Origin of the sequence: Prauserella muralis (genome assembly GCF_003202285.1) — a bacterium.
GTDB classification, from domain to species: domain Bacteria; phylum Actinomycetota; class Actinomycetes; order Mycobacteriales; family Pseudonocardiaceae; genus Prauserella_B; species Prauserella_B muralis.
Map to the genome: position 1 here is coordinate 528,923 of NZ_MASW01000007.1, position 25,258 is coordinate 554,180.

Annotated in this window: 27 protein-coding genes; 6 read left to right on the forward strand and 21 right to left on the reverse strand. The window is 72.2% G+C overall.

Annotation, left to right across the window (positions count from 1 at the left end; genetic code table 11):
* Nucleotides 1-45 precede the first annotated feature (45 nt).
* Complete coding sequence (locus BAY60_RS32125) at nucleotides 46-1,506, forward strand: benzaldehyde dehydrogenase (protein ID WP_112285149.1); 1,461 nt, start codon at nucleotides 46-48, stop codon at nucleotides 1,504-1,506.
* A gap of 10 nt (nucleotides 1,507-1,516) precedes the next feature.
* On the opposite strand, the gene BAY60_RS32130 is transcribed toward BAY60_RS32125, so the two are convergent.
* The gene (locus BAY60_RS32130; protein WP_245992941.1) at nucleotides 1,517-2,293 is read right to left on the reverse strand and encodes an IclR family transcriptional regulator; all 777 of its coding nucleotides are present in this window, start codon (nucleotides 2,291-2,293) and stop codon (nucleotides 1,517-1,519) included.
* Between the two features lie 277 nt (nucleotides 2,294-2,570).
* Here BAY60_RS32130 and BAY60_RS32135 point away from each other — a divergent pair, with 277 nt between their 5' ends.
* Complete coding sequence (locus BAY60_RS32135) at nucleotides 2,571-4,025, forward strand: YibE/F family protein (protein ID WP_112285150.1); 1,455 nt, start codon at nucleotides 2,571-2,573, stop codon at nucleotides 4,023-4,025.
* Nucleotides 4,026-4,121: 96 nt separating this feature from the next.
* On the forward strand, nucleotides 4,122-4,409 hold the full coding sequence (locus BAY60_RS32140; RefSeq protein ID WP_112285151.1) for a hypothetical protein: 288 nt from the start codon (nucleotides 4,122-4,124) through the stop codon (nucleotides 4,407-4,409).
* On the opposite strand, the gene BAY60_RS32145 is transcribed toward BAY60_RS32140, so the two are convergent.
* Together BAY60_RS32145 and BAY60_RS32150 are read right to left on the reverse strand one after the other, a co-directional pair.
* Nucleotides 4,363-5,034, reverse strand: coding sequence for a hypothetical protein (locus BAY60_RS32145; RefSeq protein ID WP_112285152.1), 672 nt, complete (start codon nucleotides 5,032-5,034; stop codon nucleotides 4,363-4,365). The genes BAY60_RS32140 and BAY60_RS32145 overlap by 47 nt on opposite strands.
* A complete protein-coding gene (locus BAY60_RS32150; RefSeq protein ID WP_112285153.1) occupies nucleotides 5,031-5,720 on the reverse strand; it encodes an MBL fold metallo-hydrolase in 690 nt (229 codons plus the stop codon). Before BAY60_RS32150 ends, BAY60_RS32145 begins: the two co-directional genes overlap by 4 nt.
* Nucleotides 5,721-5,848: 128 nt before the next feature.
* On the opposite strand from BAY60_RS32150, the gene BAY60_RS32155 reads away from it, so the two are divergent.
* Nucleotides 5,849-6,709 (forward strand): peptidylprolyl isomerase, encoded by an 861-nt coding sequence (locus BAY60_RS32155; protein WP_112285154.1) that lies wholly within the window; start codon nucleotides 5,849-5,851, stop codon nucleotides 6,707-6,709.
* Nucleotides 6,710-6,800: 91 nt separating this feature from the next.
* Here the strand turns inward: BAY60_RS32155 and BAY60_RS32160 are convergent, their stop codons facing one another.
* From BAY60_RS32160 to BAY60_RS32235, 16 genes are all read right to left on the reverse strand, one after another.
* Nucleotides 6,801-7,580 (reverse strand): enoyl-CoA hydratase/isomerase family protein, encoded by a 780-nt coding sequence (locus BAY60_RS32160; protein WP_112285155.1) that lies wholly within the window; start codon nucleotides 7,578-7,580, stop codon nucleotides 6,801-6,803.
* Nucleotides 7,581-7,647: 67 nt separating this feature from the next.
* Entirely contained in the window at nucleotides 7,648-8,133 is a 486-nt protein-coding gene (locus BAY60_RS32165; protein WP_112285156.1) for a pyridoxamine 5'-phosphate oxidase family protein, read from the reverse strand.
* 86 nt (nucleotides 8,134-8,219) lie between these two features.
* The gene (locus tag BAY60_RS32170; RefSeq protein WP_112285603.1) at nucleotides 8,220-10,589 is read right to left on the reverse strand and encodes a RelA/SpoT family protein; all 2,370 of its coding nucleotides are present in this window, start codon (nucleotides 10,587-10,589) and stop codon (nucleotides 8,220-8,222) included.
* Nucleotides 10,590-10,655: 66 nt separating this feature from the next.
* Nucleotides 10,656-11,174 (reverse strand): adenine phosphoribosyltransferase, encoded by a 519-nt coding sequence (locus tag BAY60_RS32175; protein WP_112285157.1) that lies wholly within the window; start codon nucleotides 11,172-11,174, stop codon nucleotides 10,656-10,658.
* Nucleotides 11,175-11,177: 3 nt separating this feature from the next.
* Nucleotides 11,178-12,359 carry a protein translocase subunit SecF gene (secF, locus tag BAY60_RS32180; RefSeq protein WP_245992942.1) on the reverse strand — a complete coding sequence of 394 codons (1,182 nt, stop codon included), beginning with the start codon at nucleotides 12,357-12,359 and terminating at the stop codon, nucleotides 11,178-11,180.
* 106 nt (nucleotides 12,360-12,465) lie between these two features.
* Nucleotides 12,466-14,232: a protein translocase subunit SecD gene (gene secD, locus BAY60_RS32185; protein WP_112285159.1), complete on the reverse strand. Its 1,767-nt coding sequence runs from the start codon at nucleotides 14,230-14,232 to the stop codon at nucleotides 12,466-12,468.
* 170 nt (nucleotides 14,233-14,402) lie between these two features.
* The gene (gene yajC / locus BAY60_RS32190) at nucleotides 14,403-14,795 is read right to left on the reverse strand and encodes a preprotein translocase subunit YajC (RefSeq protein WP_112285160.1); all 393 of its coding nucleotides are present in this window, start codon (nucleotides 14,793-14,795) and stop codon (nucleotides 14,403-14,405) included.
* 129 nt (nucleotides 14,796-14,924) lie between these two features.
* Nucleotides 14,925-15,995 (reverse strand): Holliday junction branch migration DNA helicase RuvB, encoded by a 1,071-nt coding sequence (ruvB, locus tag BAY60_RS32195; protein ID WP_425466510.1) that lies wholly within the window; start codon nucleotides 15,993-15,995, stop codon nucleotides 14,925-14,927.
* Between the two features lie 35 nt (nucleotides 15,996-16,030).
* On the reverse strand, nucleotides 16,031-16,630 hold the full coding sequence (gene ruvA / locus BAY60_RS32200; protein WP_112285161.1) for a Holliday junction branch migration protein RuvA: 600 nt from the start codon (nucleotides 16,628-16,630) through the stop codon (nucleotides 16,031-16,033).
* On the reverse strand, nucleotides 16,627-17,205 hold the full coding sequence (gene ruvC, locus BAY60_RS32205) for a crossover junction endodeoxyribonuclease RuvC (protein WP_112285162.1): 579 nt from the start codon (nucleotides 17,203-17,205) through the stop codon (nucleotides 16,627-16,629). The genes ruvA and ruvC overlap by 4 nt, the downstream gene beginning before the upstream one ends.
* A 99-nt stretch (nucleotides 17,206-17,304) precedes the next feature.
* On the reverse strand, nucleotides 17,305-18,237 hold the full coding sequence (locus BAY60_RS32210) for an endonuclease/exonuclease/phosphatase family protein (RefSeq protein WP_112285163.1): 933 nt from the start codon (nucleotides 18,235-18,237) through the stop codon (nucleotides 17,305-17,307).
* Between the two features lie 130 nt (nucleotides 18,238-18,367).
* Nucleotides 18,368-18,910, reverse strand: a complete 543-nt coding sequence (locus BAY60_RS32215) for a DUF4262 domain-containing protein (protein ID WP_112285164.1) — start codon at nucleotides 18,908-18,910, stop codon at nucleotides 18,368-18,370.
* Between the two features lie 49 nt (nucleotides 18,911-18,959).
* Nucleotides 18,960-19,712, reverse strand: a complete 753-nt coding sequence (locus BAY60_RS32220) for a YebC/PmpR family DNA-binding transcriptional regulator (RefSeq protein ID WP_112285165.1) — start codon at nucleotides 19,710-19,712, stop codon at nucleotides 18,960-18,962.
* A gap of 27 nt (nucleotides 19,713-19,739) precedes the next feature.
* Complete coding sequence (gene pdxT, locus BAY60_RS32225) at nucleotides 19,740-20,369, reverse strand: pyridoxal 5'-phosphate synthase glutaminase subunit PdxT (protein WP_281272775.1); 630 nt, start codon at nucleotides 20,367-20,369, stop codon at nucleotides 19,740-19,742.
* Nucleotides 20,370-20,436: 67 nt separating this feature from the next.
* The gene (locus BAY60_RS32230) at nucleotides 20,437-20,760 is read right to left on the reverse strand and encodes an AzlD domain-containing protein (RefSeq protein ID WP_112285167.1); all 324 of its coding nucleotides are present in this window, start codon (nucleotides 20,758-20,760) and stop codon (nucleotides 20,437-20,439) included.
* Entirely contained in the window at nucleotides 20,757-21,455 is a 699-nt protein-coding gene (locus BAY60_RS32235) for an AzlC family ABC transporter permease (RefSeq protein ID WP_112285168.1), read from the reverse strand. Before BAY60_RS32235 ends, BAY60_RS32230 begins: the two co-directional genes overlap by 4 nt.
* A gap of 68 nt (nucleotides 21,456-21,523) precedes the next feature.
* Here BAY60_RS32235 and BAY60_RS32240 point away from each other — a divergent pair, with 68 nt between their 5' ends.
* The gene (locus BAY60_RS32240) at nucleotides 21,524-22,093 is read left to right on the forward strand and encodes a helix-turn-helix domain-containing protein (protein WP_112285169.1); all 570 of its coding nucleotides are present in this window, start codon (nucleotides 21,524-21,526) and stop codon (nucleotides 22,091-22,093) included.
* 21 nt (nucleotides 22,094-22,114) lie between these two features.
* Here BAY60_RS32240 and BAY60_RS32245 read toward each other — a convergent pair whose 3' ends face one another.
* Nucleotides 22,115-23,653 carry an MFS transporter gene (locus tag BAY60_RS32245; RefSeq protein WP_112285170.1) on the reverse strand — a complete coding sequence of 513 codons (1,539 nt, stop codon included), beginning with the start codon at nucleotides 23,651-23,653 and terminating at the stop codon, nucleotides 22,115-22,117.
* Nucleotides 23,654-23,713: 60 nt separating this feature from the next.
* Between BAY60_RS32245 and BAY60_RS32250 the strand changes: the two genes are divergently transcribed.
* A complete protein-coding gene (locus BAY60_RS32250) occupies nucleotides 23,714-24,376 on the forward strand; it encodes a TetR/AcrR family transcriptional regulator (protein ID WP_112285171.1) in 663 nt (220 codons plus the stop codon).
* 19 nt (nucleotides 24,377-24,395) lie between these two features.
* Here BAY60_RS32250 and BAY60_RS32255 read toward each other — a convergent pair whose 3' ends face one another.
* A complete protein-coding gene (locus BAY60_RS32255) occupies nucleotides 24,396-25,151 on the reverse strand; it encodes a phytanoyl-CoA dioxygenase family protein (protein WP_112285172.1) in 756 nt (251 codons plus the stop codon).
* Nucleotides 25,152-25,258 lie beyond the last annotated feature (107 nt).

Genomic DNA, 25,258 nt, shown 5'->3' on the forward strand with positions numbered 1-25,258 from the left:
ACAGATCAGCATCGACCAGCACCGATCACACCCGAAGGAGCGAGAGTGACCTTTCTCGACAGCCAGACCTGGCAGGGCCGGGTCTTCACCGGGACCTGGGAGAAGGCCGACGGCGGCGAGGCGGCCGTCGTCGAGCCGGCCACCGGATCGGAGCTGGGCCGGATCGGCGCGGCCTCCGCCGCCGACGTGACCTCCTCGGCCGCCAGGGCGGCCGAGGCGCAGCGCACGTGGGCGGCCACGCCGTTCCACGAGCGGGCGGCGATCCTGCGCAGGGCGGGCGACCTGTGGAGCGAGCACGCCGCCGAGCTGCGCGACTGGCTGGTGCGGGAGTCGGGCAGCGTGCCCGGCAAGGCGGACTTCGAGCTGCACGTCGCCGCGGGCGAGTGCTACGAGGCCTCGGCCCTGCCCTCCCGGGCACTGGGTGAGGTGCTGCCCAGCGAGGCGCCGCGGCTGAGCATGGCGCGCCGCGTGCCCGCGGGCGTGGTCGGCGTGATCTCACCGTTCAACGCGCCGCTGATCCTGTCGATCCGCTCGGTGGCGCCCGCACTCGCGCTGGGCAACGCGGTGGTGCTCAAGCCGGACCCGCGCACGGCCGTGTGCGGCGGAGTCGCGCTGGCGAGGGTGTTCGAGGAGGCCGGCCTGCCGCCCGGCGTGCTGCACGTGCTGCCCGGCGGCGCCGACGTCGGGCAGGCGCTCATCGAGGACCCGCACGTGCGCGTGATCTCCTTCACCGGCTCGACCGGCGCGGGCCGGGCCGTCGGGGAGCTCGCGGGGCGGCACCTGAAGCGCGCTCATCTGGAGCTCGGCGGCAACTCGGCGCTGATCGTGCTCGACGACGCCGACGTGGAGACCACCACCAGCGCGGCGGCCTGGGGCTCGTTCTTCCACCAGGGCCAGATCTGCATGACGACCGGCAGGCACCTGGTGCACGAGTCGCTCTACGACGCCTACGTCGAGCGCCTGGCCGCCACCGCCTCCGCCCTGCCCGTCGGCGACCCCGCCACCGAGCAGGTGGCACTCGGTCCGGTCATCGACGCCGCGCAGCGGGACAAGATCCACGGGCTGGTGACCGCGAGCGCCGACGCGGGCGCCTCGGTGGCCGCGGGCGGCGAGTTCGAGGGCCTGTTCTACCGGCCGACCGTGCTGGCCGGGGCCGGGCCGGGCGTGCCTGCCTACGACCAGGAGGTGTTCGGGCCGGTGGCGCCGGTGGCGCGGTTCCGCACCATCGAGGAGGCCGCCGAGCTGGCCGCCGCCAGCGAGTACGGCCTGTCGCTGGGCGTGCTCACCAAGGACGTCACGCGGGGACTCGCGCTCGCCGACCGCATCCCGACCGGCATCGTGCACATCAACGACCAGACGGTCAACGACGAGGCGCACGCCCCGTTCGGCGGTGTCCTGGCCTCCGGTACGGGCTCCCGTTTCGGCGGCGCCACGGCCAACGTCGAGGCGTTCACCGAGACGCGCTGGGTGACGCTGCGCGGTGACGTGGCGGCCTACCCGTTCTGAGCCGCCCGGCTCAGCCGGTGTGGCGGACGAGCGTGCGGGACATCGCGCTCGCCGCCGCCCTCACCACACCACCGAGGCGGTCCAGGTCGAGGCCGTGGGCGCGGCCGGTGACCGAAAGGGCGGCCACCACCTGGCCGCGCGCCCCCAGCACCGGCGCCGCGATCGCGGACACGCCCGGCTCCGCCTCTTCCTGGTTGATGCCGACGCCGCGGGCGGCCGTGCGTTCCAGGTCCTGGTGCAGCAGACCGGGCAGCACGATCGTCCTCGGCGTCAGCCTCGGCAGGCCGGCGTCGACCACCTCCCGCAGCCGGCTCCGCCCGCCCCAGGCGAGAAAGACCTTGCCGGTGGCCGTGCAGTGTGAGTGCATCCGCCCGCCGACGCGGGAGCCGATGGTCATCGACTCCCGCCCGGTGAGCTTCTCCAGGAAGAGGGTGTACACGCTGTCGGGCACGGCGAGGTGCACGTTCTCGCCTGTCTCCGCCTGCAGCCGCTCCAGCTGCGGCAGGGCGGCCTCGCGCAGCAGCCGGTGCTTCGGCACGAGCTGACCGAGGCGGAAGAGCTTCGAGGCGAGCCGGTAGTGGCCGGGGGCGCTGCGCTCCAGCGCGCCCCACTCGACGAGCTCACCGAGCAGGCGGTGTGCCGTCGGCTTCGGCAGCCCGCTGCGCGCGGCGATCTGGGCGAGGCTCAGCTCCGGTTCGCCGGTGGCGAACGCGTCCAGCAGTGACAGGCCGCGTGCCAGCACCGACTTCGACGACGTGCCGCCGCCGCGGCCACCGTGCCCGTTCACGTGCGTGATGGTGGACAGCGGCGCGATGCCCGGCAAGCAGGCTTTCCACTGAGTGAAAGACGCGGACGCGCAGCGGCCTCACCCGGTGAGCCGGGCGGCGTGGTGGCGGCCGGTCCGCCACGTCCGACCCCCAGCCGGACGTGACCCCGTTGCTGCGTTGTGCCGTCACCACGCCGCTCACCCCGGACGGGTGCGCTCGCGTCAGCTCAGACGTGAACTCGCCCGCCGCGGTTCCCCTCCCCGTCCCGCCACGGGGTGGGTACCGGAAGATGGGCCGGTGCCCCGCGACATCGCCGACGACGACACCGGCCCGATTCGCCGGGTTCCGGCCCCGGCCTCCGGGCAGCGCTCCACGCCCCGTCGCCGCCGCGCCGCCGAGCCCGCGCACCGTGCCACGCCCACCGCGCGCGCCGGACGGCAGGACGACACGGCGCAGCGGCCCGCGCGCGGGCGCACCCGGCCGCCCGCCGAACCGTCCGCGGAGCACACCCCAGGACATGGGCATGGACATGGGCATGGGCACGAGCCCGCACCGCCCGCCTCCCGCCGGGTCCGCAGGCTGCTGATCACCCTGCTCGCCCCGCTGGCGCTGCTGGCCGTCGCCGGGGTCGTGGTGCTCTACCCGTGGGGCGAGGCGACGCCGACCGGCCGGAACTCGGTCGGCGTGCCGGTGGACGGCGAGGTGACGGCCGTGTCGTCCGGGCCCTGTCTCGCGCCGGGGCAGGTGCAGATCGGCGAACCGCCGCCCGACGGGCAGCAGTGCCTCACCGTCGACGTGCGCATGACCGACGGCGAGGCGCAGGGACGGACGATCACCAAGGTGCTGCCCGTCGAGCCGAGCACGCCGCGGTTCGCGGTGGGCGACGAGGTGGTGCTGGCCTACACCGGCGCGGCACCGGACGACGCGGGCTCCTACCAGATCCAGGACTTCCAGCGAGGTCTGCCGCTGCTGGCACTGGCGGCGCTGTTCGCGGGGGCGGTCCTGTTGCTCGGCCGCTGGCGTGGGCTGGCCGCGCTCGGGGCGCTGGTGCTGAGCTTCGCCGTGATCGCGCTGTTCGTGCTGCCCGCGATCCTGGCCGGGCAGAACCCGCTGCTGGTGGCGATCGCGGGCTCCGGGCTCGTCATGTTCGTCGCGCTCTACCTCACGCACGGGGTTTCGGCGAGGACGTCGGTGGCCGTGCTGGGCACGCTGGTCAGCCTCACGCTGATCGGGGTCATCTCGGCGGTGTTCTCGGCGACGGCGACGCTCACCGGGCTCGACGAGGACACCTCGTCGCTGATCGCCACGCTCGGGCACGGGATCGACGCCAGGGGCCTGCTGCTCGCCGGTGTGGTGATCGGCGCGCTGGGCGTGCTCGACGACGTGACGGTGACCCAGGCCAGCGCCGTGTGGGAGCTGCGGAGGGCGAACCCGTCGCTGGGCTGGCGGCAGCTGTACGGGGCCGGGCTGCGGATCGGGAGGGACCACGTGGGTTCCGCGGTGAACACCCTCGTCCTCGCCTACGCGGGCGCGGCGCTGCCGGTGCTGCTGATCTCGTCGCTGTCGGGCGTCGGCCTCGGCTCGATCCTCGGCTCGCAGGACATCGCGCAGGAGATCGTGCGCACGCTGGCGGGCAGCGTCGGCATCGTCGCCGCCGTGCCGGTGACCACGCTGCTCGCCGCGCTCATCGCGAGCCGCGAGGACTTCCCGGCCGAGTCGCTACGCCACACCAGTCACAACAGTTCCCCCTGATCACAGGGGTCTCACGGGCCCGCCCCGGCTCGGCGGCACGGGCCCGCGTGGGGTACGAAGTCGCGTGACGCTGGCCCATCTCCGGTTGGGGGAAGCATGCTCGGCTCGGCTCTCGCCGCTCCCCGGCGCGTTCTGCAGGTGCTGCGCTCAGCCCGCGCGGCCGCCGAGGCGCTGCCCCGGATCGCGGACCTGCTCGGCGACCTGCGCGACACCGGGACGCAGCTGGAGCGGCTGAGCACGTTCGCCGCGCAGGAGCTTCCCGAGATCGTCTACCAGCTGGAGGCCGTGCGCGGCCAGCTCACCGCCATCGAGCGGCGGTTGACGGCCGGGGACGGGGTCACTGCTCCAGCGTCGCCACGAAGCGGCTCACCGCGTCCATCGTGAAGCGCTGCGCGAGCTTGCCGGACGGCGCGGCCGAGGCCAGCCGGTAGAGCGGCCGGTCGGCCGCCGCGTCGCCGCGCGCCTCCGCGCGCAGCTGCGCCACCAGCAGCTCGGAGAACACCACGCCGTTGGCGTCGACGTTGTTCAGCAGCGCGTCGGCCAGCCTGCGCAGCGCCAGAATGCCCAGCTCCCGGCCGCCCGTGCCCGCGTAGACGGCGAGGTCGATCTTCACCGCACTGCCGCGCTTGCCCGCGTTGAGCAGCAGGCTCACCGTGCGGGTGCCGCGGACGTCGGTGACGAGCAGGTCGATCCGCTCGGAGGTCACGAGGTCGATGCGCCGGGTGCGCCACGTGCGCACCAGCACCGTGTGTCCCTCCAGCCAGAGCTGCCGCCGCGCGTTGAACGACACCAGGTACAGCAGCGGCAGCGCCACCACGGCGGCGACCACCAGCCCCGCGATCTGGCCTCCGATCAGCCCGGCGATACCACCGAACGCGGCACCGAAGAGGACCACGCCGACCAGCCCGGACAGGGCCCTGCGCCTGCGCAGCGCCGGGTTGTCGCCGTAGAGCGCGATCCGTTCCGGTTCCGGTGCCGGCGTGCGTTTCGCCGAGTCGGGCTCACTCATGACCTACCCCTTGTGCCGCCTGTCGGGCCTGTACCGCCGCCGAGGAACGGGTTCGTCGCCTTCTCCCTGCCCACCGTGCTGGTGCCGCCGTGCCCGGGCAGCAGCACCGTGTCGTCGGGAAGCGCCGCCATCATCCTGCGCAGTGAGGTGCCGAGCTCGCGCGGATCCCCGCCGGGCAGGTCCGTCCGGCCCACCGAACCGGCGAACACCGTGTCGCCGGTGAGCGCCAGCTGCCCGCCCTCCTCGGTGGCGAGACGGAACACCGCCGAACCGGGCGTGTGCCCCGGGGTGTGCAGCACCTCGACGCGCAGCCCGGCGAGCTCCAGTTCTCCCTCGCCGAGCTCGGCGACCCTCGCCGGTTCGGTGAGGCGGAGGTCGCCGAGGGCGCCGGCCAGGTCGGGGCCGAGGCCCTTGAGCGGGTCGGAGAGCAACGGCCGGTCCTCCGGCCTGATCCACACGGGCACCCGGTGGGCGTCGGCCAGCTCCGCCGCGGAGTGGACGTGGTCGACATGCCCGTGCGTGGCCAGCACGGCGGCGGGCGTCAGCCGGTGCTCCCGCAGCGCGTCCGCGACGCCGGGCAGGGCGTCCTGGCCGGGGTCGACGACCACGCAGCCGCCGCCGGGGCCCGGGGCAAGCAGGTAACAGTTCGCGTGGAACGCGCCGGCCGGAAACCCGACGACGAGCACGAAACACACCTCCGCGATTGGGACGTATCCCACCCTAGCCGCCCCTGTACAGGGTCCTCACAGACAGTGCCCATAGACTGCCGCCACCAAGCAATCGGGTGAGGCCGCGAAAACTCCGGGAGGGCAGCTTGGCGACCAACCAGCAGCGCCGCGAGGCCGCGAAGCGCAAGCTCGAGCGTCAGCTCGCGCGCAGGGCCGAGCGGGCGAAGCGGCGCCGGATCATCGGTATCGGCGTGACGATCGGTGCGGTGGTGGTGGTCGCCGGGCTCGTCGTGATCCTGTCGACGCAGGGCGGTGGCGATCCGAACGCCGCCGCGGGCGAGGCGGGCTCCAACTCCCCCGCGCCGTCGTCCCAGCAGCCCGACATCCCCACCGAGCGGGTCGCGGCGCCCGAGCGTCCCACGCCGCTGCCCGACCCGACCACGTGCGAGTACCCGAAGTCCGGCGACGCCGCCAAGCCGGTCGACCCGCCGAGCGGCAGCGACGTGCCGTCGCGGGGCACCGTCGAGGTCACTCTGCGGACCTCGCAGGGCGACATCCCGCTGACGCTGGACCGCTCGCTGGCACCGTGCACCGTCAACAGCTTCGTCAGCCTGGCCGAGCAGGGCTTCTACACCGACACCTCCTGCCACCGGATCAGCACCACCGGCCTGCAGATGCTGCAGTGCGGCGACCCGACCGGCTCCGGCAGCGGCGGCCCGGGCTACACCTTCGCCGACGAGTTGTTCAAGGGTCTCACCTACGGCCGCGGCATCCTGGCGATGGCCAACTCCGGCCCCGACACCAACGGCAGCCAGTTCTTCATGGTCTACGGCAACGCGCCGCTGGATCCGAACTACACGGTGTTCGGCACGATCAGCGACGCGGGCCTGAAGGTGATCGACAAGGTGGCGCGCGGTGGCCACGACGGCCGGTTCGAGTCGAGCGCGGGCGGCGGCAAGCCGAACGTCGACGTGAAGTTCACCGGGGTCACCGTCCAGGGCGCGTAGCCGAAAAGCTCCCCAATGCGGCATTCGCTCCACTGGATGGAGCGAATGCCGCATTCGCTCCGTTGAGTGGAACAAATGTGGCATTGGGGAGCTAGCGGTGGGTGAAGCGCGGCGGGCGGCGTTCCAGGAACGCGGCGACGCCTTCGGCGTAGTCCTCGCCGTGCACGGCGGCGCTGCGGATCTCGGTCACCTCGGCGTCCGGTTCCCGTTGCCCGGCAAGGATCTTCTCGATGATCCGGTTCATGCCGCGGATCGAGGCCTGCGAGCGGGCGCAGAGCGTGCGCGCGAATTCCAGTGTGGACTCTTCGAGACCGCCGTCGGGGAAGACGTCGTTGACGAGCCCGATCTCCCGCGCCCGTGCGGCACCGACCAGCTCGCCCGAGAGCAGGAAGAACCGGGCGTGCGCGGGTCCGACCAGCGACACCAGCTGCCGGGTCGAGCCGAAAGGGTACACGATGCCCAGCTTGGCCGGAGTGATGCCGAACCGGGATCCCTCGGCGGCGAACCGGAAGTCGCTGGCCACCGCGAGCTGACAGCCGCCGCCGATGCAGTTGCCGCGGATCATCGCCACGCTCGGTTTGCGCATGCCGGTGAGCGCGTCCACGGCGGCGCCGACCGCCTTGTCGTAGGCTGCCGCCCCCTCGGCCGACGAGCGCAGGTCACGGAACTCGCCGATGTCGGCGCCCGCCGAGAAGTCCTCGCCCTCACCGGTGAGCACGAGCACCTTCACCGCGGGGTCGGCCTCGACACCGGCGACCAGTTCCGGGATCGCCGACCACATGCCGTAGGTGATGGCGTTCCTCTTCTCCGGTCGCGTGAAGGTCAGCGTGGCCACGTCGCCATCCCTGGCGAGCTCGATCCCGTCGGTCATGAGTGCGCAGCATAGAGCAGCGTGGCGGGGTCGCGATGTGTCGTGCGCGACGGTGCCGGCCTGCCAGTCAGTGCCGGCGCGCCCGCACGAGGTCCTCGACCGCCTGGGGAATCGTGGTCTCGAAGTCCAGCAGCTTCGCCCAGTCCGGCTCGATCACGATCCGCGCCATCGTCGTGTACAGGGCGCGGACGCCCGCCTCCCAGCGCGGGAACTCGGGCTCCGGAACCAGCTTGCGGGACGCGGCCACGTACTCGTCCGGCACGCCGTCCACGATCTCCACGGTGGCCGCACCCCGGACCAGGAGCGCCCTCGGCGGGTAGGTCTCGGTGTCGATGGTCAGCGCGACCCGGGGGTTGTGCCGCAGGGCGGCCACCTTCGCCGACGCGGGCACGGTGCACACCACCACCTGCTCACCCGTCCACAGGAACGCGACCGGGACCACCCGCGGGTCCCCGTCGAGCCCGACATACGACAGCCGCGCCGGGATCGACGAGCCCAGCAGTTCCCGCGAGATCGGCTTGTTCAGGACGTCCACGGCCTCGACGCGTGTCATGGTCTCTCCTCCACTCGGCCCCGTCCGGTGCGGTCGTGACGGGGACGGAGCAGGCCGGGCGTTCTCGACATCGCCCTGGCCAGAGGCTACGACGCCGAGGTGACCCGGTAGACGTCGTAGACGCCCTCGACGTTGCGGACGACCTTGAGCACGTGGCCCAGGTGTTTCGGGTCGCCCATCTCGAAGGTGAACCTGCTGACCGCGACCCGGTCGCGCGAGGTCGTGACCGAGGCCGACAGGATGTTCACGCGCTCGTCGGCAAGCACCTTGGTAACGTCGGAGAGCAGCCGGTGCCGGTCGAGCGCCTCGACCTGGATGGCCACGAGGAACACCGACGACTCCGACGGCGCCCACTCGACCTCCACCAGCCGCTCCGGCTGCGTGCGCAGGTCGTCGGCGTTGGTGCAGTCGGTGCGGTGCACGCTCACCCCGCCGCCGCGCGTGACGAAGCCGAGGATCTCGTCGCCGGGCACCGGCGTGCAGCAGCGGGCCAGCTTGGCCCAGATGTCGCTCTCGCCCTTGACGATCACGCCGACGTCGCCGACGCCGCGCCTGCGGGTGACCGTGGACGGCGTGGCCCGCTCGGCCAGCTCCTCCTCGGCCTCCTCCACGCCGCCGATGAGGGCCACGAGCCGCTGCACGACGTGTTTGGCGCTGGTGTGCCCCTCTCCGACGGCCGCGTAGAGGGAACTGATGTCCGGATGCCGCAGTTCCTTGGCGACCGCGCCCATCGAGTCGGCCGACACCAGCCGCTGGATGGGCAGCCCGACCTTGCGGACCTCCTTGGTGATGGCCTCCTTGCCGGCCTCCACCGCCTCGTCGCGGCGCTCCTTGGCGAACCACTGGCGGATCTTGGCGCGGGCCTTGGGCGAGCCGGCGAACGAGAGCCAGTCCCTGCTGGGGCCCGCGCCCTCGGCCTTCGACGTGAAGATCTCGACGACCTCGCCGTTCTCCAGCTTGCGCTCCAGCGCGACGAGCCTGCCGTTGACGCGGGCGCCGATGCAGCGGTGCCCGACCTCGGTGTGCACGGCGTAGGCGAAGTCCACCGGCGTGGACCCGACGGGCAGGGTGATCACGTCGCCCTTCGGCGTGAACACGAAGATCTCGCGGGTGGCGAGGTCGTAGCGCAGCGACTCGAGGAACTCGCCGGGGTCGGCGGCCTCCCGCTGCCAGTCCAGCAGCTGCCGCATCCACGCCATCTCGTCGACGTCGACGGCGTTGGCAGGGTTGTTGCCGTGCGTGCCTCTACTTTCCTTGTACCGCCAGTGGGCGGCGATGCCGTACTCGGCGGTGCGGTGCATCTCATGGGTGCGGATCTGCACCTCGAGCGGCTTGCCGTCGGGCCCGATCACCGTCGTGTGCAGCGACTGGTAGACGCCGAACCGCGGCTGCGCGATGTAGTCCTTGAAGCGGCCCGGCATCGGCTGCCACAGCGCGTGCACGACGCCCATCGCGGCATAGCAGTCGCGCACGTCCTCGACGAGGATGCGCACGCCCACGAGGTCGTGGATGTCGTCGAGGTCGCGGCCGCGCACGATCATCTTCTGGTGGATCGAGTAGTAGTGCTTGGGCCTGCCCTCGACCTTCGCGGTGAGCCGCGACTGCTCCAGCTGCTTGGTCAGCTCCCCGATCACCCAGCGCAGGTAGGTGTCGCGGGACGGGGCCCGGTCGGCGACCAGCCGCACGATCTCGTCGTACTTCTTCGGCTGCAGGATCGCGAAGGCCAGGTCCTCCAGCTCCCACTTCACCGTGGCCATCCCGAGCCGGTGGGCCAGCGGCGCCAGCACCTCCAGCGTCTCCTTGGCCTTGCGGGCCTGCTTCTCCGGCGGCAGGAACCGCATGGTGCGCATGTTGTGCAGCCGGTCGGCCAGCTTGATCACCAGGACGCGCGGGTCACGGGCCATCGCGATGACCATCTTGCGGATGGTCTCGGCCTCGGCCGCGGTGCCGAGCTTGACCTTGTCCAGCTTGGTGACGCCGTCGACCAGCTGGGCGACCTTGTCGCCGAAGTCGGTGGCCAGCTGCTCCAGGGAGTAGCCGGTGTCCTCGACCGTGTCGTGCAGCAGTGCGGCCACCAGCGTCGTGGTGTCCATGCCCAGCTCGGCCAGGATCGTGGCCACGGCGAGCGGGTGGGTGATGTAGGGGTCGCCGGACTTGCGGCGCTGGTCCCGGTGTAGTTCCTCGGCCACGTCGTAGGCCCGCTGCAGCAGCGTGAGGTCGGCGTTCGGGTGCAGCTCGCGGTGAATGGCGGCGAGCGGTTCGAGCACCTGCTTCACCGACGCGGCCCGCTGCGCGGTGATGCGCCGGGCCAGGCGTGCCCTGACCCTGCGGGTCGCCGACGGCGCCCTGGTGGCGCCCCCGTGGCCGGCGGTGCGCTCCTGCTGCGTGCTGCTCTGCGAGGCGCGCGCGTCACCGTCCGACTGGGCTGCCACCACGGAATCGAGCTCTTGGCTCACCCGCACCTCCAGCTCGTCGCGCGCTGCTAGACACCTAGCGTAACCCTTGCGGGCGCCGATCCGCGGTCAGAGGGTGCGCAGTGCCTCCACCGGCATGCCGCCGAGCCGCGACCGGGCACCCAGCGCGGCCAGTTCCAGCACGACGGCGACGCCACTCACCGCGGCGCCCGCGCTCTCCACCAGCTTCGCCGTGGCGGCCACCGTGCCGCCCGTGGCCAGCACGTCGTCGACGATCGCGACCCGCTGGCCCGGCTCCACCGAACCCACCGGCAGTTCGAGCGTGGCGGTGCCGTACTCCAGCGCGTAGTCGACCCGGCCCGCGACGGCGGGCAGCTTGCCCGGCTTGCGCACGAGCGCCACGCCGAGCCCGCGCGCGTAGCCGACGGCGGCCGCCAGCACGAATCCCCTGGCCTCGACGGCGGCGAGCCGGTCGACGCCGTCACCGACCGCCTCGCCGAGCGCGTCGATCACCGAGGCGAACGCCGCGGCGTCACCGAACACCGGCGTGAGATCGCGGAACAGGATGCCCGGCTCGGGGAAGTCGGGGATCTCCGCGATGAGGTCCAGCGCGTCGTCCAGGCGCACGGGCTACCTCTTGCGCTTGCCGGTGGGCCTGCCCGCGCGGCGCTGCTGCTGTCGCTGCTGCACCTTGGTCGGATGCCGTGCGGGCACGCTGGCCGCCGCCGCGTAGGCCTCCTCCTTGCGCAGCTCGGCGGACAGCGACTCGTCGTCGGCGGGGTCGAAGTCCTCCGCGTCGGCCGCGGCGGCCTTGCGCGCCTGGTTCTCCCTACGCGCCCGCACCCGCTCGGCCTGCTGGCGGTACTTCGGCTCGCGCATCTTCAGGAACACGAGCAGCGGGGTGGCCAGCAGCACGGAGGACAGCACGCCCGCGAGCATCCCGGTCAACAGCACCAGCGCGAGGTCCTGGAGGGTGCCCGCGCCGAGCAGCAGGTAGCCGATCACGAGCAGGCCAAGCACCGGCAGCAGCGCGATCACCGACGTGTTGATCGAGCGCATCAAGGTCTGGTTCAACGCGAGGTTCGCCGCCTCGGCGTAGGTGCGCCGCGTGAGGTTCAGCAGGCCCCGGGTGTTCTCCTTGACCTTGTCGAACACCACCACGGTGTCGTACAGCGAGAACCCGAGAATGGTGAGCAGGCCGATGACGCTCGCGGGTGTGACCTCGAAGCCGACCAGCGAGTACACGCCCGCCGTGATCACGATGTCGTGCAGCAGCGCCACCAGCGCGGCCACGGCCATCCACTTCTCGAAGTAGATCACCAGGAAGATCGTCACCAGGACAAGGAAGACGCCCAGCGCGATCAACGCCTGCTGTGAGATCTCCCCGCCCCACGACGCGCTCACGGCGCTGTCGCTGATGACCTGCCTGCTCGGCTCGCCGTTGGAGCCCAGCGGCTGCAACTGTTCGAAGAACGCCTGCTTGACCCGGGCCACCTCGGCGGCGTCGAGGGTGTTGGAGCGCACCTGGATGCTCGCCGCGTCGCCGACGCCGACCTGCTGTGCCTCGGAGGCGGGCTCGCCGAGCGCGTCGCCGAAGACCTCCTTGGCCTCGTCCGGGGTGATGGGGCCCTGCGCGCCCTGTGCGGGCATCTGGATCTGCGTACCACCCTCGAACTCGATGCCGAGGTTGAAGCCCTTGAACCCGAGCGAGGCCACGCACACCAGCACCACGGCGCCGAAGAACAGGAACCACCGGTTGCGGTGGCCGACGATGTCGAAGGCACCGGTGCCGGTGTAGAGCCGGTTCAGCACGGAGGTGCGGGAGCCACCCTGGCGGCCTTCCCGCCCGCCGCCGGTCTCACCGGTCGCGCTGGCCTGCCCGGTGCCGGTCTCGCCGGTCTCGTTCTGCTCGTCCACGTCACGCCCCCTTCGAGGCCGCGCCGACCCGGTTCGCGGACCGGCGCGCGGCCCCCAGCTTCTGCACCGCGCCGAGACCCGACAGCTTCGGACTCGACAGGGTCTTCGACTTGGCGACCATCGCCACCAGCGGGTGGGTCACCAGGAACACCACGATCAGGTCCAGCACCGTCGACATGCCCAGTGTGAAGGCGAAGCCGCGGACCTCGCCCACCGCCAGCGCGTAGAGCACACCCGCGGCGAGGAACAGGATCGCGTCCGAGGCGAGGATCGTGCGCCGCGCCCGGATCCAGCCGCGCGGCACCGCGGAGCGGAAGGTTCTGCCCTCCCGCATCTCGTCCTTGAGCCGTTCGAAGTACACGACGAACGAGTCGGCGGTGACACCGATGGCGACGATGAAGCCGGCCACACCCGCCAGGTCGAGGGTGAACCCGATCCAGCGGCCGAGCAGCACCAGCACCGCGTAGACGATGGTCGCCGACAGGATCAGCGACAGGACCGTCAGCACACCGAGCATCCGGTAGTAGAACAGGCAGTAGACGAACACCAGCGCGATGCCGATGGCCCCGGCGATCAGGCCGGCCTCCAGCGAGGCCAGGCCGAGCGTCGCCGACACCGTGGTGGCGTCCGACGACGAGAACGACAGCGGCAGCGAACCGTACTTGAGCACGTCGGCCAGGTTCTTCGCCTCGGCCTGCGTGAACTGGCCGGTGATCTCCGTCTGGCCGTTGGGGATGGCCTCGGTGATGTTCGGCGCCGACACCACCTTGGTGTCCAGCACGAACGCCGCACGCTCGTTGATGTGGCTGGACGTGTAGTCGGCCCAGGTGTCCGCGCCCTGGCTCTTGAACGTCAGGTTGACGACGTAGCCGCCGCGCTGGCTGTTGAAGGTCGACGTGGCGTCCTGGATCTGCGTGCCCTGCAGGAACACGGGCCCGAGGACGTACTTCTCGGTGCCGTCCTCGTTGCAGGTCACCAGCGGGAGCCGTGGGTCGTCGTTGCCGACGAGCGGATCGGCCGCGCCCGACCGGCACTGCGTCGCCGCGAGCGCCTGCTGCTGCGCCTGCTGGGCGGCGGCCATCGCGGCCTGGTCGTTCGGATCGGACGGGACCAGGGCCGGGTTCTGCCGCAGTTGCTTGGCCTGCTGGATCTGCTGGGCGATCTCCTCCTGCGAGTCCTGCGAGTTCGCAGCGTCTCCGGAGTCACCGCCGTTGTCCGTCTGCTGGGGCGCGGGAGCCGCTCCCGGCGCGCTGCCGCCGCCCTGTGGTGTCGGCGGCGGCTGCGAGCCGCCTGGCTGCTGCTCGTTCTGCCCCTGGCCGCCCTGTTGCCCGTTCTGCCCGGCGTCGGGTGTCTGGCCGGTGTTGTCCTGCGGCGGCGCCGCGCTGCCTGCCGGGACGGCGGCGTAGACCTGGCGGAAGCCGAGCTTGGCGGTGCGGCCGAGCGTCTTGGCCTGCTCGCCCTCCTCGCCCGGCACCGTGATGACGACGTTGGTGCCGTCGAGCACCACCTCGGCACCGCTGACACCGATCCCGTTGACGCGGGTCTCGATGATCTGCCTTGCCTGCTGGAGCTGTTCCCTGGTCGGGTCGTTGCCGTCGGGCGTGCGCGCGGTCAGCGTGACCCGGGTGCCGCCCTGCAGGTCGATGCCCAGCTTCGGCGTCGGCTTGCCGTCGCCGGTGAGAAACACCAGCGAGTACAGCACGGCGACGATCAGGACGAAGAAGGTCAAGTAGCGTCCCGGGCGGATCTGCCCGGCCGGTGGTGCCACGGTCGGTCGGTCTCCTCGAACTGGATCAGCGGCTTCAGGGGCCCGGCGTGCGCTGCCTGTCGTGAGACAGCGAACACACGCAGCACCGAGACACTACTCGGTGCTGCGTGAACGCCGCGTAGGCCCCACGCCGGTGCGCTGTCGCACCGGCGCAGGAGGGAGTCCGGCCGTTACTTCTTGCCGTGCTCCAGCGGCGGGGCGACCTGCGCCTCGGTCGAGCTGGAGTCGGTGGCCTGGGTCTCGGTGGAGGAGTTGTCCTCCGCGTCCGGGGTCTCGTCCTCGGAGACCTCGTCGTCGGCGACCGGGTTGATCTTCTCGCGCACTGCCTGGCGCAGCCAGGTGGTGACGACCCCCTCGGCGATCTCGAGGTCGATCGTGGTCTCGTCACTGGCGTCCGCCACGGTCGCGTAGAGGCCCGACGTGGTCATCACGCGGTCGCCGTCACGCAGGCTGCTCTGCAGCTCCTGCTGCTGCGCCATCGCCCGCTTCTGCTTGCGGGTACCCATGATCAATGGGATCGCGACGACGAGCATCAGCAGCAGCGGCAGGAAAAGGCCTTCCATGGTTCTCCATTCGGCGGAACGTCGCCTCACAGGCGATACGTCCGAGTTTGTCTGAATGTGCTCTATCGAGTGTGCCAGGTGCCGCTGAGAAAGCCAGCACCGGTGGTACGTGCGCCCCAGCCGGCCAGTTCAGTCGAACAGGGTCGGTGCCTCCGCGTCAACCCCGCTGACCTCCGCGGGCGGCTGCACGCCGAGGTGCTGCCACGCGGCCGCGGTGGCGACGCGACCACGTGGAGTGCGCGCGAGCATACCCGCCCGAACGAGATAGGGCTCACACACCTCTTCGACCGTGGTCGGCTCCTCCCCCACGGCCACCGCGAGTGTGGAGATGCCGACCGGGCCACCGCCGAACGAGCGGACGAGCGCGATCAGCACGGCGCGGTCGAGCCGGTCGAGGCCCAGTTCGTCCACGTCGTAGACCTCGAGCGCCGCCCGCACGACCTCCAGTGTCGCCCGTCCGTCGGCCCTGACCTCGGCATAGTCGCGCACGCGGCGCAAGAGTCGGTTCGCGATGCGGGGGGTGCCGCGGGAGCGGCGGGCGATCTCGGCGCGCCCCTCGTCGTCGACGACGATGCCGAGCAGGCTCGCCGAGCGCTGCAGCACCTGCTCCAGCTCACCGGGCGTGTAGAACTCCATCTGCCCGGTGAAGCCGAACCGGTCGCGCAGCGGGCCGGTCAGCGCGCCGGACCGGGTGGTGGCGCCGACCAGCGTGAACGGCGCGATCTCCAGCGGGATGCTCGTGGCTCCCGGGCCCTTGCCGACGACGACGTCGACCCGGAAGTCCTCCATCGCCAGGTACAGCATCTCCTCCGCGGGGCGGGCGATGCGGTGGATCTCGTCGATGAACAGCACGTCGCCCTCGGTGAGGTTCGACAGCATGGCGGCGAGGTCGCCCGCCCGCTCCAGCGCGGGCCCCGAGGTGATGCGGATGGCGGTGTCCAGCTCCGCCGCGATGATCATCGCCATGCTCGTCTTGCCGAGCCCGGGCGGGCCCGACAGCAGCACGTGGTCGGGCGGCACCCCGCGCTTGCGGGCGCTTTCCAGTACCAGGTGCAGCTGCTCGCGCACGCGCGGCTGGCCGACGAAATCGGCCAGCCTTCGGGGCCGCAGGGCCGTCTCGACCTCGCGCTCTCCGTTCTGCGCGAACGCCGACAGTGCCTCGACGGCGGGCTCGGGCTCGGTCATGGGTCCATCGTGCATCGCGGGGTCGTCGTCGCTCATCGAGGTCCGGCCGCTCAGCGCTTCTTGCCCAGGGTCGCCAGTGCCGCACGCAACACGCTGGACGTGTCACCGGGTGTGTCGGCGCTGACCTTGTCGACGGCCTGCTCGGCCTGCCGCGCGGGAAAGCCCAGGCTCACCAGCGCCTCGACGACCTCGGAGCGGACCGCGGCCGCGCCGGTCTCGGCCACTCCGCCCTGCGCGCCCGTGGGTTCGGCGGCCAGCACCTTGTCCCGCAGTTCCAGGGTGAGGCGCTCGGCGCCCTTGCGGCCGATGCCGGGCACCTGGGTCAGCACCGTGATGTTGCCCTCGGCGAGCGCGGTGCGCAGCTTGTCCGGCTCGAGGACGGCGAGCGCGGCCAGTGCCAGGCGCGGCCCGATGCCCGAGACGGTCTGCAGCAGCCCGAACAGTTCGCGCGCCTCGGCCTCGGCGAAGCCGAACAGGGTGAGCGAGTCCTCCCTGACCACCAGCGCCGTGTGCAGCAGCGTGTGCTCGCCCCTGCGCAGGGTGGCCAGTGTGGCGGGCGTGGCCTGCACGGCGAGGCCGACACCGCCGACCTCGACGACCGCGTGGTCGAGCCCGACGGAGAGCACCTCGCCCCGCACCGAGGAGATCATCGCGGTGTTCCCTTCTTCTCGCGGGCCGCGGCGGCGAGCCGGGCGCGGTGGGTCCTGGCCAGCTGCGCCGCCCGCGCCTCCGCCTCGGCCAGCCGCGCGCGCATCGGCGCCCGCCACAGGTGACAGATGGCCAGCGCCAGCGCGTCGGCGGCGTCGGCGGGGCTCGGCTTCGCGGCGAGCTTGAGCAGCCGGGTCACCATACCGGTCACCTGTGCCTTGTTGGCACGGCCGGAGCCCGTGACGGCGGCCTTGACCTCGCTCGGCGTGTGGAACTCGACGGGAAGGCCCCGCCGGGCCGCGGTCAGCGCCACCACGCCCCCGGCCTGGGCGGTGCCCATCACGGTACGCACGTTGTGCTGGCTGAACACGCGTTCCACGGCCACGACGTCGGGCCGGTAGGTGTCCAGCCACTCCTCGACGGCCGAGGCCACGCAGAGCAGCCGCTCGGCGAGGTCGGCGTCGGTGGGCGTGCGGACCACGTCCACGGCCACGCAGCTGACGGCGCGGCCGAGCCCGCCGTCGACGACCCCGAGGCCGCAGCGGGTGAGTCCCGGGTCGACACCGAGCACGCGCACCGGGCAGATCCTTCCCACGAACACCAGTTCGAGACGAAGGCTACCGGCCGGGCGAGCGCCGGGCGCGCAGGCGCGCCGGGCCCGGCCACCACACCGGCGTCAGCTCAGGCGGACGAGCGCCTGCACGGGTGTGTGGTCGGAGGGGTACCTGCCGTCGACGCGGAACGTGTTGATGGCGGCGGCCAGCACGCGCACCCGCGCGTTGGCGAGCACCCAGTCGATGCGGGTGCCGTCCAGCACCGGGTCCCGGTAGTTGGGGAACGTGCCCCAGGCCGGGGTGAGCTGCCTGCCCGCGAGCCAGGTGTCGGTGAGCCCGCCGTCGGTGACCAGGATCCGGTAGGACTCCGAGCCGGGCGCCGGGGTGTTGAAGTCGCCGGTCAGCACCACGGGCAGGTGGGGGTCGAAGCCGGCGATCCGGTCGCGGACCAGTTCGGCGCTGCGCTGCCGCGAGTTCTCCGACCGGTGGTCGAAGTGGGTGTTGACGTGCGTGAACTCCGTGCCGGTGCGGCGGTCACGCAAGCGCACCCACGTGACCATCCTGACCACGGTGTTGCCCCACGACGCCGAGCCGATCACGTTCGGCGTCTCGGAGAGCCAGAAGTGGTCGAAGTCCACCGGCTCGACCCGGCGGGTGTCGTAGTAGACCGCCATGAACTCGCCGCGGCCGCCGCCCTCGCGGCCGAGCCCGATCCAGTCGTAGAAGGGCGGAAGGTCGGCGGCCACCTGCTTGACCTGGTGGTACAGCGCCTCCTGCACCCCGAGCACCGTGGGCCGCTCGAGCTGCAGGAACTCCGCCAGCACCGGGCGGCGGTCGGTCCACGAGTCGGGCGTGCCCGGCGCGGCTCCGGCGTCGTAACGGATGTTGAAGGACATGACGTGCAGGTTCTCGCCGGTCGCCTCGCCGATCACGGCCCTGCGCCCGCCCCCGGACGGTTGCTCGTCCGCCCTGGCGGTTCCCCCGAGCAGTCCGGCCACCCCGACCGCCCCCGCGATACCCAGCGCGCTCCGCCTCGTGACGCCCGAAACGTCCACCTGTGCCTCCTCGTACCGACCTCAGCTCGTCGAGGAGGAACTCTGGCCGCCCAGCGTGTGCGCCGCCGGGCGCGTGGGCAACGGCGAGGCGAACAGGAGCGGAACTCGCGCCCTAGGGCCGATCGGTCCACTAAGGACCGTTGACGCCCGGGGTCCAGCTCTCCGGCTTCCCGCTCACGGTGAGCACCGGCTGCCACGCGGCGAACCCCTCGGGCGCCGCCTGCTGCCAGGGCCAGTGCCCGTCGGGGGTGGGCACGATGATCTGCAGCGCGGGGAAGTCACCCTCCGGATACACGAGGAAGGCGCTGCCGAAGAACTCCGGGTAGTGCCCCTGCGCGACCTTTTCGAAGGTCACCGGCACACCGTCGAAGAAATTGTCGTACAGCACGCCGCACTCGAACTTCTCCCCCGCGGCCGCACGGTCCACATAGGCGTCGAGCAGCACGGGAGCCAGCTCGCCGGGCAGCCCGACGACCACGGCCTCGGGCACCCCGTGCATCGCCCACGCGCAGACCGTGAAGGCGTAGCCCGCACCGTGGTCGTCGGCAGGCACCCGGACGACGGCGTTGCCCCGCTTCTCGGCCTGCGCGACGATCCACTCGCGCAGGCGCTGGTCCTCGAGATCGGATTGCTGGTCCTGTGCGGTCACGGTCTCGGGCGTCACGGCGGCCATTGTGCCGTATCGGCCCCCGGGAGGAAACGCCCCGCCGCGCGCAGGGTGATCAGGCGCCGGCCTCGGCCATGACCTCGTCGGAGACGTCGAAGTTGGCGTAGACGTTCTGCACGTCGTCGCAGTCCTCGAGCGCGTCGATGAGCCGGAACACCTTCTTGGCCGCCTCGGCGTCGAGCGGCACGTTGACCGAGGCCAAGAACGTCGGCTCGGCGGACTCGTAGTCGTAGCCGGCGTCCTGCAGCGCCGTGCGCACCGAGACCAGATCGCCGGCCTCGGACACGATCTCGAAGCTCTCGCCGAGGTCGTTGACCTCCTCGGCGCCCGCGTCCAGCACCGCCATGAGCACGTCGTCCTCCGAAAGCCCGTTCTTGGGCATGATCACGACGCCCTTGCGGTTGAACAGGTACGCCACCGAGCCCGGGTCGGCGAGTGTGCCGTTGTTGCGGGTCAGAGCCGTGCGGACCTCCGAGGCCGCCCGGTTCTTGTTGTCGGTGAGGCACTCGATGAGCACGGCGACCCCGTTGGGGCCGTAGCCCTCGTACGTGATGTTCTGCCAGTCCGCGCCACCGGCCTCCTCACCGGCGCCGCGCTTGCGCGCACGCTCGATGTTGTCCTGGGGGACGGAGTTCTTCTTCGCCTTCTGGATGGCGTCGTAGAGCGTGGGATTGCCGTCCGGGTCGCCCCCGCCGGTCCGCGCGGCGACCTCGATGTTCTTGATCAGTCTCGCGAACAGCTTGCCACGCTTGGCGTCGAGGGCGGCCTTCTTGTGCTTGGTGGTGGCCCACTTCGAGTGGCCGCTCATCTCTCCTCCATACCTTTCGAACAGCGCTTATGCCTCTTGCACGATGCCCACGAACAGCCGGTGCACCCGCTCGTCCCCGGTGAGCTCGGGGTGGAAGGCGGTGGCGAGCACCGTCCCCTGCCGGACCGCGACGATCCTATCGGCCGCCGCCGGAGGCTCCTGGGTGTGCGGCACCCTGGCGATCACCTCGACGTCGTCGCCGGTCTTCTCCACCCACGGGGCGCGGATGAACACGGCGTGCAGCGGCCCGCCGTCGACTCCGGTGACGTCGAGATCGCTCTCGAACGAGTCGACCTGCCTGCCGAAGGCGTTGCGGCGCACGACCATGTCGATCGCGTCGAGCTGATGCTGGTCCTGGCGGCCGTCGAGCGCCTGCCTGGCCAGCAGGATCATGCCCGCGCACGAGCCGAACGCGGGCATGCCCTGCGCGAGCCGGGCCCGCAGCGGCTCCAGCAGTTCGAACGACTCCAGCAGGCGGGACATGGTGGTCGACTCGCCGCCTGGCAGCACCAAACCGTCTACTTCGGACAGCTCCCGCTCCCTGCGGACCGGCATGGCCCGCGCGCCGGCCCGCTCCAGCATCGCGGCGTGCTCACGCACGTCGCCCTGCAGGGCGAGCACACCGATCACCGGTCGCGTTGTCGGCCCCTTCGGCACCCGAGTCCACCTTTCGCCAGCGATTCCCGCTGGTCAAGCCTACTGGGCCGGAGGCGGGACGGCGTGCTCAGGGCACCCCGAGCAGCCGCAGCCCGGCCGCGGTGGCGGCCGCGGCGAGCACCACGATGACGAAGGGCGCCTTCCGCCAGGCCAGCACGCCGCCCACCGCGACGCCCGCGGGGCGGGCGAAGCCGACGAACTCCTGCCCGTCCAGCAGCGCGGCCGTGGCGACGAGCGCGGCGAGCAGGACCACCGCCGCGATGGTGATGAGCTTCTCCACCCTGGGCGACAGCTCGGTCCTGGCCCGCAACACCGGACCCGCGAACCGGAAGGCGAAGGTGCCCGCGCCGAGCACGACGGTGGCGATGATCAGGGTGGCCGCGCCGGTCATGCCGCCGTCTCCTGCTCCCGGGGCGCCTGCCTGCCGCCGAGGCCTGCGAGCACCCCGGCCAGTGCGAGCAGCACCGGAACGCCCGAGGGCAGGAAGGGGGCCGTGGCCAGCGCGATCGCCACGCCGGCCAGCACGGCGCGGCGCGTCGCGCCGTCCCGCACTGACGGCAGCACCAGCGCCAGGAGCACGGCGGGAAACGCCGCGTCGAGACCCAGCGCGTCGGTGTCGGTGACGACCGTGCCCGCGAACGCACCGGCGAGCACGCCGACGTTCCAGCACACGAACAGCCCCACGCCGCACGCCCAGTAGGCGGCGCGCCGGCGCTCGGCGTCCCGCTGGGCCAGCGCGAAGGCCACGGACTCGTCGATCATGAGGTGGGTGCCCACGGCGCGGCGCAGCCTGCCGGTGCCGAGCACGTCGCCGATGGCGAACCCGAACGGCACGTGCCGGGCGTTGATGAGCAGGCTGGCGACGACGGCGGCCACCGGGTTGCCGCCGGAGGCGATGAGCCCGACGAACATGAACTGGGCGGCACCGGCGAACACCAGCAGCGACAGCAGCATCGGCAGCCACAGCGGGAGACCGGAGCTGACCGTGATCGCGCCGAACGAGAGTCCCACGACCGCGTCGGCGAGGCAGACCAGGCCGATGTCGCGGGCCAGGTCCCGATCCAGGGTTCGTAATATCGAACGCATCGCCTTCTATACTGAACCCCGGACCAAGCGTTCGTCAAGGCGAACGAACCGACTTCTGGAGCGAACGAATGGTGGACAACGGCAAGGGCGGTGGCGCGCCGCTGGACGTCATCGCGGCATCGCTGCGGCGCGAGCGGCACCGGGCAGGCCTGTCGCTGGCCGAGGTGGCCCGCAGGGCGGGGATCGCGAAATCCACGCTGTCCCAGCTGGAGTCCGGCACCGGCAACCCCAGCGTCGAGACGCTGTGGGCACTCGGCGTCGCCCTCGACGTCCCGTTCGCCCACCTCGTGGAACCCACCAGGCCCAGGGTGCAGGTCATCCGCGCGGGCGAGGGCCCTGCCGTGCCCGCCGAGCACGCCGACTACGTGGCGACCCTGCTGGCCTCCTGCCCTCCCCACGCCCGCCGTGACCTCTACCTGCTCACCGCGGAACCGGGCAGGCCGCGCGAGTCGGACCCGCACATGCCCGGCGTGATCGAGCACGTGGTGCTCTGCGCCGGGCGCGCGCTCGCCGGCCTCACCGAGGAGCCGGTGGAGCTCGCCCCCGGCGACTACACCGCCTACCCCGGGGACGTGCCGCACGTGTTCAAGGCCCTGGAGCCCGCGACGATGGCCGTGCTGATCTCCGAGCACGTCTGAGCGCGCCTCCGCGACGCCGGGTCACGGCTCCTGCCGAACACCGGAGCGGACGCGCCGCAGCGTCGTCCCGGCGAGGACGGCGAGCACGGCCGCGATCCCGGCACTGACGACGGCGACCACACTCAGCCCCGTGGTGAACGCCGAGCGGGCGGTCTCCAGCACCTCGGAGGCGAGCCCGGCAGGCAGCCGTTCGGCGGCCGTCACCGCGCCGGCGAGGGTGGCCGACACCGCGTCGGCGGCCTCGCCGGGCGTGGCCGGGGGAACGACGACCTGAGCCCGGTAGACGGCGCCCGCGACGCTGCCCAGCGTCGCCACGCCGAGTGCGACGCCGAGCTCGCCGCTCGTCTCCGCCACCGAGGACGCCGAGCCGGCCTTCTCCGGTGGTGCCGAGCCGACGACCAGGTCGATGCCGAGCGCGCCGATGGGTGCGCCACCGAAGAAGCCGACGGCCATGGCGGTCACGAGCACCGGGAGCCCCGCGTCGCTTCCTGCGAGACCCAGTACGGCGAACCCGGCCGCCGAGACGGCGAGGCCCGCGCCGATCACCGTCGCCGGACGCAGCCTGCGGGCCAGCAGCGGCGACAGCAGGGACCCCACGACGAGCGCGAGCGCGGGCGACACCAGCCACAGGCCCGCCCGCAGCGGGGACAGCCCTTCCACCAACTGCAGGTACTGGCTCATCACGAGGTACAGCCCGCCCTGCAGCACCATGCCGCACAGCAGGATGCCCAGCGCCGCGCGGAACGCAGGCCGGCCGAACAGCCGCAGGTCGAGCAACGGGTCGGCCAGCCGCCGCTGCCGCCGGACGAAGGCGGCCGCGAAGCCGGCACCGGCGGCGGCGACCAGCAACGCCCGCCACCACGGGCCCTGTCCGGCGAGCTCCTTGAGGCCGTAGACGACCGGCAGGACCGCCGCCAGCGACAGCCCGACACTCGGCAGGTCGAGCCGCCCCGAGCCGCTGCCCCGGTGCGCGGGCAGCAGGACCGGCCCCGCGACGAACAGCAGCACCATCACCGGTACGCCGAGGAGGAACACCGAGCCCCACCAGAAGTGGTCGAGCAACAGCCCGCCGACGACGGGGCCGAGCGCGGCGCCGCCCATGAAGCAGCTGACGAACACGCCGACCGCGAGCGAGCGCTGCCGCGGGTCGCGGAACATCGTGCTGATCAGCGCCAGCGCCGACGGCATGAGCGTGGAACCCGCGATACCGAGCAGGGCGCGGGCCGCGATGAGCATCTCGGCGCTGGTGGAGTACGCGGCCAGCACCGATGCCGCGCCGAACGCGGCGGCGCCGCCGAGCAGCAGCCTGCGCCTGCCGATCCGGTCGCCGAGCCCGCCCATGGTGAGCAGGAACCCCGCGACCAGGAAGCCGTAGGAGTCCATGATCCACAGCTCCTGGGTGGCCGTGGGGCGTAGGTCGGTGCTCAGCTCCGGCAGCGCGAGGAACAGGACGCTGTTGTCGATCGCCAGCAGCAGCGTGGGCAGGGCGAGTACGGCGAGCCCGGCCCACTCGCGGCCTCCTGCCCGCGCTCGGGCATCCGGCATGGTCGGCGAGGACATGTGACCCCCTTGCGATTTCATTCCGATACGTAACGGAATATATCCAGTAGACTCGCCGCCATGCAATCCCGTCCTCCCCGCGACCGCGCGCGAGCGGGCAGGCCGCGCAGCGCCCACATCGACCTGGCCGTGCTCGACGCGACGCTGGCCGTGCTCGACACGGTGGGCTACGGGCGGTTCACGATCGAGGAGGTCGCCAGGCGCGCGGGCACCACCAAGCCTGCCGTCTACCGCCGCTGGCCGACCCGGCAGCAGCTGGTGCTGGCAGCGCTGGCCCGCAGGCTCGGCGACGTCACCGTGCCGGACACCGGCTGCACGCTGTGCGATCTCGGCGAAGGGCTCGCCGTGTTCGTCGCGGCCTTCGACCGCATGCCTCCCGGCGTGCTGGCGCCGCTGCTGGCCGACTGTTCGGGCGATGCGGGCCTGCACGACGCGTTCATGCGCACGCTGTTCGCGCCGCCCCGCGCCGCGGTCGAGCGGATGCTGGCGCGCGCCACCGCACGCGGCGACCTGCGCGAGGATCTCGACCTGGCACTCGCCGTCGACCTGCTCGGCTCACTCGTGCACTATCGCGTCCTGTTCGGTCACGCGACGCTGCGCGGACCCGAGATCGAGCGCGCGGTGGAGACGCTGCTGCAGGGCATGGCCACCGACTACCCGAGACTGGTGGAGCACAGCAGGCGGCTGGCCGAGGGTGCGGCGACGCACGAGTTGCACACCTGAGCCACGCGGCCCGGCGGTGTCAGAGGGCGTCGCGCACCGCGCGTTCCACCGGCGTCGGCGCCGGACCGCTCAGGTCGAGCAGGCCGGTGGGTTCCAGTGGCGGCTGCGCCATGAACCGCGGAACGGCTCCCCGGTGCGGCTGGGCGGCGTGCACCAGGAACGGATGGCACAGCAGGACGTCACCGGTGGCGCCCGTCGCCAGCGCCTCGGGGCGGTGCTCGCTCGCGGCGACCGCGTCGGCGCACAGTCCGAACCACTCCCGGCCCGCGTCGCCGTGCCCGGCGAGCAACGGGGGCACGTCCCGGTGCGAGCCGACGCGGATCCGGGTCGGCGCATCGTGCTCGCCGACGTCGGAGAACAGGAACAGCAGCAACAGCGCCCGTCCCCGCGAGCGGACGTTGAGCCGGTAGTCGCCCTCGTCTCCGGCGAAGCTCGCCTCGACGTGCCAGCCGTCGTCGCCGGGCGCCTCGTCGCTGGGAAAGCGCACCGGGAAGGTGCCCAGCCCGCCGAGCGGCCGCCACCGGCCGGGGCCGACGAGCTGGTCGAACGACTCCCGCAGCACCGGCATGTTCGCCGCCTCCCGGAACGGAGGGGTCGAGAACCCACCGAGCCGGACGACCGGCTCCGTCCACGTCGCCGGATCGTCGGGGTCGCAGCCGGTGGCCGCCCACAGCTCGTCGCGGCACCGCTCGGCCAGCGGGCGCGGGACGGCGCCGGCGAGCCGGACGAAGCCGTTCTCGACGAACTCCTCGATCTCCGCGTGGGACAGCACCAGGATCGTCCTTTGTGGTCGATGGCAGGACGCTGGAACTGTCGCCGATCGGTCTCCCGCCCCGCAACCGGTTTTCCGGCCGGTCCACAGACCACGCCGGACGTGGACGT